The sequence below is a fragment of the Clostridium sp. LS3 genome, assembly GCF_055330225.1.
Genome location: NZ_CM143921.1, coordinates 2,052,260 through 2,069,150, shown reverse-complemented (window position 1 = coordinate 2,069,150; position 16,891 = coordinate 2,052,260). Strand labels below are relative to the sequence as shown.

12 protein-coding genes are annotated in these 16,891 nt (G+C 27.6%); all 12 read left to right on the top strand.

Features of this window, described 5'->3' with window-relative positions; translation table 11 throughout:
• Positions 1-193: 193 nt before the first annotated feature.
• The 12 genes from ACZJV1_RS09580 (at position 194) to ACZJV1_RS09525 (ending at position 16,887) form a co-directional block, all read left to right on the top strand.
• Positions 194-1,567, top strand: a complete 1,374-nt coding sequence (locus ACZJV1_RS09580) for a hypothetical protein (RefSeq protein WP_463649974.1) — start codon at positions 194-196, stop codon at positions 1,565-1,567.
• Between the two features lie 324 nt (positions 1,568-1,891).
• A complete protein-coding gene (locus ACZJV1_RS09575; RefSeq protein ID WP_463649973.1) occupies positions 1,892-7,849 on the top strand; it encodes a glycoside hydrolase family 2 TIM barrel-domain containing protein in 5,958 nt (1,985 codons plus the stop codon).
• Between the two features lie 573 nt (positions 7,850-8,422).
• Entirely contained in the window at positions 8,423-9,334 is a 912-nt protein-coding gene (locus tag ACZJV1_RS09570; RefSeq protein ID WP_463649972.1) for a M28 family peptidase, read from the top strand.
• Positions 9,335-9,821: 487 nt separating this feature from the next.
• A complete protein-coding gene (locus ACZJV1_RS09565) occupies positions 9,822-10,208 on the top strand; it encodes a BlaI/MecI/CopY family transcriptional regulator (RefSeq protein WP_463649971.1) in 387 nt (128 codons plus the stop codon).
• The gene (locus ACZJV1_RS09560) at positions 10,201-11,787 is read left to right on the top strand and encodes a M56 family metallopeptidase (RefSeq protein ID WP_463649970.1); all 1,587 of its coding nucleotides are present in this window, start codon (positions 10,201-10,203) and stop codon (positions 11,785-11,787) included. The genes ACZJV1_RS09565 and ACZJV1_RS09560 overlap by 8 nt, the downstream gene beginning before the upstream one ends.
• Positions 11,788-11,815: 28 nt before the next feature.
• Positions 11,816-11,977 carry a hypothetical protein gene (locus ACZJV1_RS09555; RefSeq protein WP_463649969.1) on the top strand — a complete coding sequence of 54 codons (162 nt, stop codon included), beginning with the start codon at positions 11,816-11,818 and terminating at the stop codon, positions 11,975-11,977.
• Between the two features lie 162 nt (positions 11,978-12,139).
• Positions 12,140-12,598 (top strand): GNAT family N-acetyltransferase, encoded by a 459-nt coding sequence (locus ACZJV1_RS09550; protein ID WP_463649968.1) that lies wholly within the window; start codon positions 12,140-12,142, stop codon positions 12,596-12,598.
• Between the two features lie 265 nt (positions 12,599-12,863).
• A complete protein-coding gene (locus ACZJV1_RS09545) occupies positions 12,864-13,043 on the top strand; it encodes a Spo0E family sporulation regulatory protein-aspartic acid phosphatase (RefSeq protein WP_463649967.1) in 180 nt (59 codons plus the stop codon).
• 351 nt (positions 13,044-13,394) lie between these two features.
• Positions 13,395-13,955 carry an RNA polymerase sigma factor gene (locus tag ACZJV1_RS09540; RefSeq protein WP_463649966.1) on the top strand — a complete coding sequence of 187 codons (561 nt, stop codon included), beginning with the start codon at positions 13,395-13,397 and terminating at the stop codon, positions 13,953-13,955.
• Entirely contained in the window at positions 13,948-14,748 is an 801-nt protein-coding gene (locus ACZJV1_RS09535) for a hypothetical protein (protein WP_463649965.1), read from the top strand. Before ACZJV1_RS09540 ends, ACZJV1_RS09535 begins: the two co-directional genes overlap by 8 nt.
• A complete protein-coding gene (locus tag ACZJV1_RS09530; RefSeq protein WP_463649964.1) occupies positions 14,749-15,612 on the top strand; it encodes an ATP-binding cassette domain-containing protein in 864 nt (287 codons plus the stop codon).
• Entirely contained in the window at positions 15,613-16,887 is a 1,275-nt protein-coding gene (locus ACZJV1_RS09525) for a hypothetical protein (RefSeq protein WP_463649963.1), read from the top strand. It abuts the gene before it with no gap.
• The last annotated feature ends 4 nt before the right edge of the window (positions 16,888-16,891 follow it).

The window sequence follows — 16,891 nt, the reverse complement described above, 5'->3', positions numbered from 1 at the left end:
TGTGAGAATTGCAAATATAAATATTAATTTATATGTAAAGAGATATGAAAATGATAGTTATTTTATAATGCTTTTTATAGCTATTTAGTTAGATTAAATTAGCATATTTAATGATGTTTATATTATATAAAATGTAACCAAAGAAAGTAATAAGTAATATATTATTATTAATAGTAATATAAAGGAAAGTTTTATGAGGTATATAGGTGATATAGATTTAAATATTGGACAATCATACTTATCTGACTGGAACGAAGTTTTGGCTGTTAAAGAGCTGATTGCAAATGCAATTGATGAAACGGAAACGGGAGATAAAGATATACTCATTGAAGAAATTTCTAAGGACACATGGAGTATTACAAACTATGGGAGCGAAATAATACCTGATAATTTTCTTATGAATGAAGGAAAGAAATCAATAAAGAAAGGTAAAATAGGAAAGTTTGGAATTGGTTTAAAGGATGCTATAGCTGTTTTGACAACAAGAAATATAAATATTGAAATTGTTACAAGCCAATATATATTTAAGCCTATATATAAAAGTAAATGTAATTTAGTAAAAGAGGTATCCCTTTTTATAGAAGTATATGCTAACAATGGAAGTGTTAAAGGAACACAGATCATTCTAAGTGGATGTAGTAAGGATATTATAAATAAGGCTAAGCATAATTTTTTAAAATATAGATATGGACACTATAACGTTATAGAATTCACAGAATATGGAGAGGTAATATTAGAAGATTCTAAAGTTAATAATGGAACAATTTATTTAAATGGTATGAAAATTGCAAATGATAGTAAGTTGCTATTTTCATATAATATTTTAGTAGAAGATAGGATTCTAAAGAAAAATCTTATTAGAGAAAGGAAAAACATTAGTAAAGAAGTTTATAGTAGTAGTTTGCAACAGATAATAAAGGCAATTAATGGCAATGTAGTTCAAGATAAGTACTTAGATAGATTATTGACGTCAAAACATGGAAGTATGCGGGGGGAACTTATATATAAGGAGACAATAATAAAAACAGTACGTTATGCTTTGAATAATAATTTTAAATTAGTATTTTTCACAAAATCAGATCGTCAAAAATATTACGGACTATATAGTGATTTATCTAAAATAGATAAAATCAAATTGATAATACTAAATGAAAAATACTATAAATATATTAAAGATGATGATGAATTAATGAAAAAGAACATATTTGCTGATTCATATAAATTAAGTTATAGAGAAATATCAGTGGAAGAGCTAAATGATGGTGAAAAGAATGTATTTGATTTAGTTAAAGAACTAATCGTATTTCATAGTGGAAAAATAGGAGCATTTAATATAGTAATTAGTGAAAATAAAGATGTGGCTTATGAGCCTGAAAAAGATAAAATTATTATATCTAGGAAGTCATTGCGTTATGTTCATAAATGTTTCTTAGAAGTAATTAATGCAATAAGAGATTCATGTGAAAATGGAGAAGATTTTAAAGATTATATTTTTATGAAATTTGTTAATAATGAAGTAAATAACATAAAATTTAAAAATAAAGTAATTGATAAAAACAAAAAATAAGTCTAAAGAAAGAATTGAAGTTAAAGAACTATTGAAAATATTGTGTTAGGACAAATCATAAAGAAAAAGGTCAGCAAAACTGCTGACCTTTTTTGTGAGTTTTTAGAATAAAATTTGTATAAATTACATAAAGATTAAAGTAATTGCTTTGAATCAATTGGTAAAAAATGGTACAATTAAAGATGAAATACAAAATATCCTATTTGATTTTATAGTAGATGATTTCTTATCAAACGTTTACAAAAAAAGACTGGGGGAGTTGGTAACAGAATTAAAGTTATATAAACAACTTAATAAAAATAAAGTGAGAATTTTGGGGGAAATATGAAAAGAAGAAATAGTATTATTTCATTAGTATTGGCAAGTACAATAGTATTATCTTTAGTTGATTTAAATGGAGTAACAATTGCATTTGCAGCAGACTCTCAATTTGCTGGAGAAGAATGGTATGATCAAATCAGTACTGTTAAAGTGAATCGTGAAGCTGCAAGATCTATGTTTTTTCCATATGAAACAGCTGAAAAAGCATTAGGAAGTGAAAAGTCAGTATTAGATGATATTGATGAAACAAATTCTAAGTGGTATAAAACTTTAAATGGAACATGGGATTTTAAATGGGCTGAAAAACCTGCAGATCGTGAAAACGCTTTAAGAGGAAGTGGAGCTAAAGATTATGAAGAAAATTGGGATACAAAGGATTGGGATAAAATAGAGGTTCCAAGTAATATTCAAACTCAAAGAGATGAAAATGGGAACTTTAAATATGATAAACCAATTTATACAAATCAAACTTATCCATGGGCAAATTATGAAAATGTAAATTATAATACAAATGGAACAAATAAGCCTGTTGCACCGACAGTAAAAAATAGTGTTGGACAATATAAAAGAAGCTTTACTTTACCTGAAGATTGGGATGGAAGAGAAACTTTTGTATCTTTTCAGGGAGTAGAATCAGCTTTTTATTTATATGTTAACGGAGAAAGAGTTGGTTATGGAGAGGATAGTTATACTGCTGATGAATTTAATATTACTAAATATCTTAAACCAGGAGAAAATACAATTGCAGTTGAAGTTTATAGATGGTCAACAGGAAGTTATTTAGAAAATCAGGATTTTATCCGTTTAAGTGGTATATTTAGAGATGTATTTTTATATTCAAAAGCAGATGTTGAAATACGTGATATTTTTGTAAAAACAGATTTAGATGAAGAGTATAAAGATGCAGTACTTACATTAGATGCAGATATAAGGAGTTTAAATCCAGAAAAGTCAGGTAAGTACACAGTAAAGGCTGATTTATATGAAATAGATAGTGATACAAAGATTTGGAATGAACCACTCTCTTTTGATGTAAAAGTAAATGCAGGGAAATCAACAGTTGAAGAAAGTGCAGAAGATACAGGACGAAGAGGAACAGGTTCTAAAGAAGTTGTAAACCCTAAAAAGTGGTTTGCTGATACACCAAATCTTTATAGGCTATTAATTCAATTAGAAGATGAAGATGGAAATATAATTGAAGTTACCTCTCAAAGAGTAGGGTTTAGAGAAATTGATAAAGTAGATATAAATGAGGCTGGGCAAGAACAAGCACAAATCAATGGGAAAAAGATAATGTTTAGAGGAGTAAATAGGCATGAGTCAGATCTTATTGATGGACGTGCTATTACAAAAGATGATATTAAAGAAGATTTAACAATAATGAAGCAATTTAATGTAAACGCAATTAGAACTTCACACTATCCAAATAATCCATATACTTATGCATTGGCAGATGAATTAGGATTATATATATGTGATGAAGCAAATATTGAATCTCATAAGGGTGCAACAGAGGCAGGAATTCCATCTGCTGAAGCTGAGTGGAATAATTCAGTTATGGACAGAACAATAAATATGGTAGAAAGAGACAAAAACCATCCATCTGTTGTTATTTGGTCATTGGGAAATGAAGCAACTTATAGAACCTATCCTATGGATGAAAATTATCCTTTCTATAATTCTACACAATGGATTTTAAAGAGAGATCCATCAAGATTGAGAAAATATGAAAGAGATAATCGTTATACTAAAGGAAATCCTGAAAAATCTATTGTTGATATTTACTCATCTCAATATTGGTCAGTATCAGGAGTACTTGGTCATGTAACGAATACTGCAAATAAGGCACCATATATTCAATCTGAATATGCACATTCAATGGGAAATGCTCTTGGTAACTTTAAAGAATACTGGGATGTATTTAGGAATTATGAAAATGCGCAAGGTGGATTTATTTGGGATTGGATTGACCAATCTATTTCAACAAAAATTGAAAATGTTACAAAATATTATTTAAAAAATTCTAATGGCTCTGAATCTGAAATAAAGGGAACTTTAGAAGAAGGTAGAGAAGAAGGTGAAAAAGCATTAAGGGGAAGAGCTTTTGTTCCAAGTGTAAATGCTAATAGCAACGAATTAACTTTATCTGCATGGGTAAAGCTTGATGGAATGACAGGAAGCGATCAGGCAATTATTTCAAAAGGCGATAGTGGTTACAATTTAAAAGTTAGCAAATCTGGCAATAAAATTGAATTTTTTGTAGATGGTTGGAGCGCTGGAACACTAACAGTTGATTTCCCAAAAGAAAATATAGGTAAATGGACTAATATTGTTGGGACATATGCAAATGGTAAATATTCTATATATATAGATGGAAAGAAAGCTGGAGAAAAGAATATTTCAAAGCAAAATCCAGTGGATAGCAAAAGTTATAATATTGGAATTGGGGATGATCCAGAATATAATGGTCGTGTTTTCAATGGTTTAATTGATAGTGTACAAGTTTTAAATAAAGCACTTACAGAAAAAGAAATTAGTGAAAATTATAAAGCTCCAAAGGAAAATATAGTATATTCTATGAGCTTTGCAGATAATGAAGTTAGAAAAGAATCAACTAACTATCCAGAGGGAGAGTATTTCTTTGGATATGGTGGTGACTGGGGAGAAAAGGTTACTGATAATGATTTTTGTGGAAATGGTCTAATGAATGCAGATAGGACTCCATCTGCTGAATTATATGAAGTTAAAAAGGTACATCAAGAGGTATCTTTTTATGATGATGGAGAAGCAAAGAATGGAAAAGTAAGAATTGTAAATGAGTTTTTAAATTCAAATTTAAATGAATATGATGTTAATTGGAAGCTATTAATAGATAATGGTATTGAAGCAGAAGGAAAGATTTCAGAAGAAGAAAAAAATATTTTAGCTGGTGAGGAAAAAACAATTCAATTAAAATTACCAGAAATTAAAGTAATAGAAGGTTCTGATTATACATTAGAATTTAATGTTACATTAAAAGAAGATAAACCTTGGGCTGGAGATTATTATGGCCATAAGGGAGATGAAGTAGCATTTGAACAATTAACATTAAATTATACACCTGAAATAGCACGTCCTGCTATTGATGTAAGTGATTATAATGCAATAAATGTAGAAGAAACAGAAAAAGAAACAGTTATTACTGGTGGAAAAGATAAAGAATCCTTTTCGGTTACAATTGATAAAACAACTGGTTATATAACAAACTATGTTGTTAATGGAGATGTACTACTAAAAGAAGGTCCAAAGCCAAATTATTGGAGAGCAAGAGTAAGTAATGATCCTGATTTCACTGACGGTATGAAAAATGCAGCAGATAACTTTAAAGTTGAAAATTATACAATAGATGCTAAGGAAAAAGTAGTATCAGTACGTATAGATGGAAATATTGAAGGTATAGACTCTCCGAATAGCATTGATTATATGATTTATGCAAATGGTGATATTGTAGTAAGTAATAGCTTTACCCCTTCAAACTCAAGTTCTATTGGAGAAATTGCAAGAATTGGTATGAAGATGGTTGTTCCTAAAGGATATGAAAATCTAGTGTATTATGGAAGAGGGCCTCAAGAAAACTATATAGATAGAAAAACAGGTGCTAAGCTTGGTATTTATAAAGATACAGTTACAAATGCCTTTTCTAGTAAATATACTAGACCTCAAGAGAATGGAAATAAAACAGATGTTAGATGGACAGCTTTAACAAATGGAGAAAATGGAAAAGGTATAATGGTAGTTGCTGATGATAAGATGGAAACAAGTGCATTACATTATAGGGCAGAAGATATAAATAATGTATGGAAGAGTTTCGGACATCCATTCCAAGTGCCAACTATTGAAGATACAGTTTTAACAGTAGATTATGCACAAAGAGGTCTTGGTAATGCAAGTTGTGGACCTGGACCTTTAGGGGAATATATACTAAACAAGGGACAAACTTATACACATTCATTTAGAATTACACCTATTGCTACTGAAGCTACTAATGAAGATGAATTTGTAAAAGAAAGAATGGGAAATAGTAAATTAAATGTAAACTCAACAATGCCGATTACTGGAGTTACATTAGATGGCATTAAGTTAGATGAGTTTGACCCTATAAGGACAACTTACAATTATGAGTTAATTAATAAAAAGGATATTGCACTTCCAAAGGTAGAGGCTATTAAAACAGCTGAAAATGTAGATGTAAAAATAACACAACCAACCATTGAAAATCCAGTTGCAGTAATTGAAGCAGTTTCTTCATTTGGTATAAAAAAGGAATATAAAATTCAATTTAATATTGTTGATGAAATTCATGTAAGTGATATGAATTGGATAGTGGATAAGAGTGGATACAGCTCAAATAAAAGGGATTTCTGTACATGCGGTAGCCCACTTGGAGTTTGGATAGATGGAGTAAAAACTCCGTTTACAAAAGGAGTTGGATCTCATGCACCTTCAGAAGTAAAGATTAACGTTAAGGGTAAGAATGCTACAAACTTTACAGCAATTGCAGGAATTGGCATGGAGCAAGGTGGAAATGGTAATGTGAATTATGTAGTTAAAGTAGATGGCAAGGAAGTATTCCGTAAAGATGGTGTAATGTTCAAAACATCTATTCCAGTAAATGTAGATATTCGTGGAGCTGAAACAGCATCTCTTATTACAGAAACTAATGGAGCAGATTCTAATGACCATGCTGTATGGGCTGATGCAAAGTTAATTTATGAAGTTTCAAAGATAGGCTTAGAAGAAGCGATAAGAGAGTATAAAGTAATTGAAGAAAATAAGGAAGATTATACAAAGGGAAGTTTTGAGTTATATACAAATGCATATAATGTAGCAACAGAAATATTTAAAGCAGAAGATGTAACTCAAGACGAAATTGATAATGCAGTTAATGCTTTAGCGTCTGCTAAGAAAGGTCTTGTTTATATTAAGGATTTAAAAGTAACAGTAGGAGAATATAAGGCATTAGATTATACATTATTTGTAGAAGATAGCTTTAATAAATTTAATGATGTATTAGCAAGAGGAGAGGTTTTACTAGCAAATCCACTAGCAACAACAGAAGAAGTAACATCATTAATAAATGAATTAAGAAATGCATTTAAGAATTTAATTCCATTAGATGAAAGTAGAAAATCTTTAATTAATATTATTAATGAATTTAATGAAAAAGATAAAGATTCTTATACAAAATCATCTTGGAGTGCTTATGAACTTAGTATTAAGGAAGCTATTGAAATATTAAATGATGTTAAAGCAACTGATGCAGACATTCAATTAGTAATAGCGAAAACAGACGAAAAGGTAAAATCATTAGTTGATTTGACAATATTAAAAGAAAAAATTAAAAACTTACCTAATTATGATCAGGTAAATTACACTATAAATTCATGGAATGAGTATATGAGTGTAGTTGAAGAAGCAAAGGCTGTTTTAAATAAATCTGATTCAAGTAAGGAAGAAGTTAATAAGGCAGTAGAAGATTTAAGAGATATAGATAATAAATTAGTAGATGTATCAAAATTAAAGCAATTAATTGTGGAAGCAGAAAAGCTTGAAGAAAAATATTATGAAAAAGATGCTTGGAAGTCATTACAAGAAGCAATTAAAAAGGCTAAAGATACATTGATTTCAGGTACAAAGGAAGAGGTTGCTAATATTATAGAAATCTTAAATAACAAAATGAATGATATAAAAACACCAGAAAAACCAGATCCAAAACCACCAGTTGTAACACCAGATCCAAAACCAATTGAAACTCCAAAGCCAGGAACTGGAGGCAATAATGGTAATAGCAATATAAATGGTTCTGATAATAATGGTGGAAAGTTACCAAGCACAGGAGGAACATCATCTTCTGCTGTAGGAGTTATTGGAGTACTAACTTCAATTGCTGGAATATTTATGATGAAGAGAAAAAATAAATAATTAGTATTGAGACAATAGGCGAATTTGTGTAAATTAAAGAGCTTTATTTTAGAATTTTTATTCTAAAATAGAGCTCTTTTTTCTGTTGTATCTAAGATATTACTAAATATAAAATCAGAAGCTGGAGACTTAACAGAAAAGGTTTCAGCTGAAGTAGTTACTAAAAAAACAAATAAAGTAACTACTTAGTAATAAATTAATTTTGGAATAAAGCTGTTGTGGACCATAAAAAATGTGGTTTACAATAGCTTTTATTATTTCAGTAAATACATGCGATTTGTAGTGAAATTCTTTAAAAGAATATTTGGATATGAATGGGAAATGGTTTATTATAATATTAAGAAAATAATATTTATCTATATTAAATTATTTAGTGATTTATATTTAACTAATATATAAATAAGAATTTAGCAATTAGATTAAGAAAAATTGTATCATATTACGAGTTAAGTAGATATATTTTTTTCATTTTATGATAAGTTAATAACATTTATTTATGCCCTACTTGGTATTCTATTTTGCTTTTACTTTGCATATTAATTAGAATGTATATTTATATTCAAAGGAGGTAAGATGAGGGGGAAAAAATATATTGGTATATTAACTGTTGTTTTATTTCTACTTGCTATTATAACTGTGAATATTTTCGGTCAAAATTCTGAAATATTTACAGTTGAAAATATTGTTTCTTATTTATGCTCTGATGAGATTAAAGATAGAGAGTATAAATCTAAGGGAAACGAAAAGGCTACAAATTATATAAATGATTTATATGATAAGTTGAATTTAGAATTTGTTTTTGATGATTCGTATCTAAATGAATTTTCCTGCGATGTATTTAAAGTAAATAATGTTATAGGAAAAATTAGTGGAACCGATAATAAAACAGCAATTGTATTATCAGCTCATTTTGATGCCTGGTACAATGGAGCGGTTGATAATGCATCAGGTGTTGCTACTATTCTTGAAATAGCTAAATTATTAAAAGATACATCCCAAAAAGAAATTCTTAATTGTGATGTTATTTTTCTTATGACTAATGGAGAAATGGCTCTTTTTAGTGGTAGTAGAGATTTTGTAACCAAACTTAAACAACTACAATATCAAAGCGTTTTTAACATAAACGTTGATTGTGTTGGAATGAAAGATTCATATAATTCTAATCCTTTAGGTTTAAAAAACTTAAGTAGAGTCAGTGAGTCACAAATATTATATACAGGCATTAAAGAAGTTTTTAATAATAATAATATAAATTTTGTTGATGATTATCCTACCGAAAAGTCTAAAATAGTCTACGAGCAAAATGGAGGAGTAAGTGATTATTTTGCATTTGAAGAAAATAATTATGCAAATATTCATATATGCCAACAAGGTATTTCAGAGTTTATTTTAAATGAAGAAGATACTCCTAAATTGATAGATTATAAGAAAATAGAGAATCTCGCTTATGCATTATCACTATATATTAAAAATACAAAATTATAAAAGGTTAAAGATTTAATTTTATACGAGTTAGTTATTATAGAGCTCATAGATAGTATTGTGAATATGTTAAGGTAATAATATTAAAATATTGTGCCCGACAAATTCCAGTTTATCGATTAGAATGTTGAAGATATAAAGGGAATAGAACTAAAAATATAATTAAAATACTGTATTATTCAAAAATGAATATGCAGTATTTTTTAGTTTGCAATTCAGAAATATTATGAACAATTTGAAATTATTGCGAACTAACTAAGAGAATTTGTTCTTTGAAAATTGAATAGTACGGCATTTACAAAATATGCAAAAACTAACTCGTAATTGTATTATATTGTGAAATTATATTTATAACAAAGTGTAACTATAAAAACACTCCTTGTTTATAATTGAATTTTTGTGAATAAAATCCATAAATATATTGACAGTCGATAGTAACAAGTGTTATTATTCTAATATAATAACACTTGTTACTATTAAGGAGGACAATATGAATAAGGTAAAATTATCAGATAGTGAATGGTTTATTATGAACGCCTTATGGAATAGACCAGGATTAGAGTTAAAAGACATAACAGCTAATTTAGAAAAAGATACAGGATGGACTAGTGGAAGAATAAGGACAATGCTACTAAGGCTGATTGATAAAGAAGCAGTTTATGTAGATAAGGCTACAGGAGTACATAAGTATTTTCCTGCCATTGCAAAGGAAAGCTGCTTAAAGGAAGAAAGTAGATCATTTTTGAAGAGGATTTATTCAGGCTCTATAAGCGAGTTCATAGCTTCTTTTGCAAAGAGTGGAGAAATTTCAGTTAAGGAACAGCAAGAAATATTAGAAATAATAGCTAATATTAATAATGGTGACAATGATGAGTAGCTATGATTGGCTTATAGATGCCACAATAACATCAACAATAGTAGCTATAATAATTGTCTTAGTAAGACTATTATTAAAAGAAAAATTAACAGGAAAATTAAAGTATTATCTTTGGATAATTTTCTTAGTAAGGCTTATGGTAATTCCACTTCCAGAAAGCCCGATAAGCATTTATAATCTTATACCAGAGAAAAACACAATTCAAGAACAAGATAAAGTTAATAATATATCAACTACAAATGATACTATATCAAGCAATGCAAAATCACCCAATAACAATAATATAAGCAATTCTAGTGATTATAATAATCTAAGCATAGAAGGACAAAAATTAAATATAGAGGATATACTTTTTGGAATATATATGTCAATGTTAATCTTATTTCTTTTAGTTCCTGTAACGAACTATACAATCTTTGTTTGTAAGTCAAAGAGAAATTCTAAAGAAGTTAAAATTGAATATTTAAAAAGGTTAAGTGAAATTAAGAGAAGATTAAAGATTAGAAGGAAAATTACTCTTATTTATGGTGATACAGCTTTTATTTATGGTTTTTTTAAGGTTAAATTAGTAATTCCAGAAGGGATAACATTAGATGACCTTGATGCAGTATTAGTACATGAACTTATTCATTATAAATATGGGGATTTATTAATTAATTGGCTATTAGTGATTTTAAAAGCTATATATTGGTTTAATCCGATAGTATGGTTAGTATTTAAGCAAATAAGAAAAGACTGTGAAGTAGCTTGTGATGAAAGAGTTATTGAAAGTAAATTTGTTGATAAAAAGTCTTATGCTACTGTCTTATTCAAAAATGCTTTAAAGGGAAATAGATATTTAGTAGGAACTTCATCTTTTAGTAAAGAGGGAAGCGATATAAAGGGGAGAATTAAAATGATACAAAAATTTAATAAGAAAAGCACTATATTTGTTATTTTTGGAATGGTAATGTTTTTAGTAGTTGGAGCTATATGTCTAACTGATAGCGTCAGTGCATCAAATAATAGGCCTAATATTTCAGTCAATGAAAAAGATAAATTAGATGAAAAAGATAAATTAGATGAAAAAGATACTGAAAAAACTAATGATAACAGTAATAATATCTCTTCAGAAAATAAGCAAACAGAAGTAAATTTGAATACCGAAGTAAGTTCAAGTAATGTAGAAATTCAAAATAATGATATACCTTCAAATTCTGATAAAAAATTAAATGATATAGCGATAAATGTTAACGATTATATTCTTAATGGTCAAGGTGATAAACCAGAAGCACTAAAGTTAAAATGGAGTAATACATTCTTAGAACAAGTAGATTTTAAAACAATGTATGATAATTATTTAGCAGAGGGTGGCACTTCTGATGATGTTGAAGCGTTTGCTAAGTATATTACTTTATACGCTCCTATTCAAAGTAATTGGGAAGAGTTATTTAAGAAAGACTTATATGATATCTACGGGAAAAAATTAGTTAAAGTAGAACATCTAGAAGGTGATCTATATCAAGCTTATATAAATGTAGATGGGAAAGAAGTTCCATATGTTGTAATTTCATCAAGAACAGGATATTTCCACGGATAGTAAACTAGAATAAAAAACAAGTAGGTTAATGAAAATACAATGTGAAAAATGTGATTATAAGGATGATGCACAAAAATTTTTAATATCAAAAGAAAATAAAATTATAGAAGGTAGAAGGTATACTAAAGAAAAGTACCAATTTCCTAATTGTAATAGCAAAGAGGTAACTAACTGGTTAATAGATGAATAAATGATACATTTTATTAGATAATTTGATACTATTGCGAATTAATTAAGAAAATTTGATCTTTGAAAATTGAATAGCACGGTATTTACAAAATATGTTATAATTAACTCCTAATTGTAAAAAATTCCGACATAATGACATAACAAATTTTCGGGGAGGGATATTATGTATCAATATTATAAGGGTTTGATTATTAGAGAAGGAGCAGATGGGCTTAAATCGGATATGATTAAAAAAATGTACACAGAGGTTGGTTGGGTGGCTTCAAACCAACCACAATGGCAAGATGAAAAGTATGAAATCTGCTTTAAAAATTCATCATGGGTTTTCACTGTATGGGATAAGGAAGACATGATAGCAATGGTAAGGGTTGTATCAGATAGAGTTATGACTGCAACTATACAAGATCTTGCTGTTAAAGAGGCATATAGAGGAAAAGGCATTGGTAAAAAGCTGGTGAACTTATGCTTACAAAAGTTACCTCATGGAAATTGGTGGGCACATACAACTCCTGAAAATTATGATTTCTATAAAAAATGCGGATTTGAGATTCCTCAAATATCTGAAAGTTCAACACTGACATATATGGGGTTCATAAAGGCACGATTAGAAGGACATAGATAATACTTCGTATTTTTCTTATATTACGAAAAATAAATTAAATATTAAATTCTTTAAAACACCGTATTATTCAAAATGAATATGCGGTATTTTTTATTTCGCAATTCAAATAAAGTACGTAAATTGCAGATATTGAGAATTAGATAAATAGCAATTTATCTGATATATTAGATAGAAATATACAGTAATAATATTAAATTAATTAAAATTATATACCAAAAGGATTAAAAACACTTTCGTAGTTAATACTAATTAAGGAGGTGTTAGTATGTCTGAGTTAGATGAATTATTAAAAGATATAGATATATTAAGGGAACAACTAGAGCGTTTAATAAACGAAAAACAGGGGAATTTAGTTGATCAGGAAGTAGTAACAGCGAGCAAGGTATTAAATGCAGCATTAAATCAGTATAATAAGTTTATTGATGAAAAGTTAAATAAGAAATGAGCTCTTAACAGGGCTCTTTTTTAATATATAAAATTAAGGATGGTGAAATTCAATTTTTCTATCTCTTTGAATGCCTAAATCTAATTCACCAAAAGAACTCCTTAAGTTCTTTCCACTATTTTTGTACTAATAGTTATTTCAAATCATTTATCTTTAGTTTCATTGTGGGAGCAAATTAAAACAAATTTTTCACTATTACTGGTCTGATGGCCTAAAATAAAAAAGATAATAAAAATTCTATATGAAAATATTAACAAAACATTTTATAATAAATATGTAAATATTTAAAACTATTTGTAAATTTTTTCGTATAAAGTTATGTACCGGTATTAATAAGAGAGGAGAGCACTAATGATTGATAACGAATTGAAGCTTATTGATAGTATACAGAAAAAGAGAAATAGAGAAGCAGCAAATACTATAATTAAATCATACTACAAGGAAATTTATGTGTATATTTTTAAGCAGCTCTCCGATAAAGAATTATCTTTAGATATAACTCAAGAAGTATTTATAAATATGATGAAGTCAATTGATACTTATGATAAGAAAAAGTGTTCTTTTAGAACCTGGCTATATAAAATAGCTAGCAACAAAATTATAGATTATTATAGATCAAAATGTTATAAGCAATTTATTAAATCGCAATCTATTGATGAATTTGATATGAAATCAGACTTTAGTATAGAAGAGGATTTTATAAAGGGAGAAAGAATTAGAGAAATTTTGAACATAGTTAATGGATTTGAAGCAAATTTACAGCAAATATTTAGATTAAAGATTTTTTCAGATATGACATTTAAAGAAATAGGAAATCTTGTAGAGTTAAGTGAATCTACAGTTAAAACAAGATATTATTCCTTAATGAAAAAAATAAAATCTATAGTTAAGGAGGACAAGGCATATGAGTAAAGAGCGTGATTATATTGAAAGTGATGAAAATTTAATAGAAGATATCATAATTGATGAAAGTTTTCTTGGAAATATTGACGAAAATATTGAAGGAATCTTAGATAAGGGGTTAAAAGAAAAGCCAGGATTTTTTAAATTTTTAATGTCTGCTAATAAGGAATTAGGATTTAACAATATCTTTAATGATAAAAGTGAATTAATATTTATTGGGTTAATATTTGCCATAACAGTAATTTTCTTTGGTTTACATTTTAACAAAAGTAATAGTAGTGCTGTTGACTTTATGTATAAATTTAAAGCGTATAACTTTACTGTGTCGCCTATAATATATTTTATCATTTGTTCTTATAGTTTTATAAATAGTAAACTTAATGGAACTTATGAAATACAAGCCACATGTAAATATAGCTTTTATAATATAACAGCTATAAGAATGTTTGTATTTAGTATTGTATCCGTACTTATAAATATGAGTATTATCTTATCTATGTATTTATTAAAAAGAAATTTTTATGTTATTGATATGTTTATAGTATCTGCAGCTTCATTATTTATTTTTTCAGTGCTATACATTTTAATATTAATATATTTCAAAAAGAGTATGTATAAGTATTTTGCTTTATTAGGATGGTTTCTAGTTTCAATGATTACTATTTTTAAAGTAAATAATTATTGGGTTAAACTTTTCTTAGATATGCCATTATATATACACTTGTTAATTACTATAACTTTCATAGTAGTTTATATGAAAAATATAACTAAGCTTATGAAAGTAAAGAGAGGGGATATTTAAATGCTAATAGTTAACAATTTAAGTAAAAGCTTTGGAAGCTTTTCAGTTTTAGAAGATATAAATTTAGAATTTAAAAATGGAGTTTATGGGTTACTAGCACCAAATGGGGCTGGTAAAACGACTTTAATAAAACTACTTACTACACTAATATTTCCAACTAAAGGAGAAATCATTTTTGATGGAGTTGATATTGTTGCTTTAGATGAGGGGTATAGAGAGATTTTAGGGTATTTACCTCAAGACTTTGGTTATTATAAAAATTATTCACCAAAGCAATTTCTATTATATTTATCAGCTTTAAAAGGTATCGAAAAGTCAAAGGCAAATGAAACTATTGATGAGCTTTTAGAATTAGTAGCATTAAAGGATGTTGCTAATAAGAAAATGAGAAAATTCTCAGGTGGCATGATTCAAAGAGTTGGTATTGCACAAGCTTTATTAAATAATCCTAGAGTACTTATATTAGATGAGCCTACAGCAGGTTTAGATCCAAAAGAAAGAGTTAGATTTAGAAATATAATAAGTGAGCTAAGTAGAGATAGGATAATAATAATTTCTACACATATAGTTAGTGATATTGAATTCATTGCAAATGAAGTAATTATGATTAAGGATAAAAAAATATTATACAAAGATACTATAGAGAATATATGCAAAACCTTAGAGGGAAAAGTTTATGAAACTGAAATAGATTATTCTTTTGCAAAGGAGTTTAGAAGCAACCATATATCTCTTTCTGAGAAACAAGAAGATGGAAAAATGAAAATAAGATTTATAGATGAATCAGAACAAAGTGAAGCTTGGAGGGCTGTTAGTCCTAATTTAGAAGATATCTTCTTATATGAATATAATGAGGGGATATAAATGGATAATAATAATGAAATAGTTCTTTATGAGATAAAGAAAATTATAAAATCACCAATAGTATTATTTTTAATTATAAGCTTTTTAATTTTTGATTTGTTTATAGTATTTAGTAAGTATTATGTTAAAGATGATTTAAAGGTATTAAATAATATAATTGATGAAGTTGGTCATAAAATTAATGATAATATGATGGTTAGCTTTAAAGCCTATTATGAGGAAAATCTTAAAAGTGTAAATGATCTCATATACAAAAATGAAGGTAAAAGATATTCATCAGTAGCAGAGTATTTAAGTACATCTAATATTGGTATTTATGAAAATAAATATTCTGAAGAGGAGAAGAAAGTAATTCATAATACAGCCGTAATTGAATCCTATTACTTATCTATTCCAGAGTTAAAAAAGGAATATGAAAAAATTAATTTTATAAATATGATTGAGCCAACTATAAAATCTATGAGAGCTTCAGGGGGAGCTGCTGAGCTAGTTGAAGATGGGTTAATAAAGTTTGATAAGAGATTTAAATCGTTATTAGAAAATAAGGAACATATGGAGTTATCCTTTAATGGAAAAGCTTATAGAATGCATAAGTTTTTATATAAAGAAATATTAGGAACAATATTATTTCAAATAATGATATTAATAGCTGTAATAGTTAGTTTTCTAGTAAATTATGAAATAGAGAATAGTACAAGCTTAGTAGTGTATTCGTCACGTAGAGGGCGAAAGCTATTATTAGACAAGTTAAAAGCTATAACATATATAGTGATACCAATAAGTACAGGGTTACTAATTATAGTTTTAGCAACTTATTTTAGTATTTATGATTATAGTAGAGTTTTTAACACCTCAATAAGTAGTTTTTTCAATTGGGAAGCGACCTTTCCTAATATAAGTTGGTTTAGCCTTACAGTAAAAGAGTATTTAATATGGATTATAGTATTAATTTATATAGCTATTTTAATATTTATTGGAATTGCCTTTGTTGTCGCTAGGTTTATAAAGAATAGTTACGTATCATTTGTAGTTTGTTGTATATTAAATGGTTTAGGGTTAATTTTACCTTCCTTAATGCCAGCAAGTAATAAGCTATTTATTTATACTACATTCACACCATTTACATTAGTTTATAATTTATCTGGCAGATTCATGCAAAACTCATTCACTAACTTTAAATATTATGAGTTAATGACATTAAGCATTTGGTTAATAATTTCAGGTTATAGTATTTTTTATGCGATTAAAAGTTTTAAAAAATGTAGTATAAGTTAGGAGG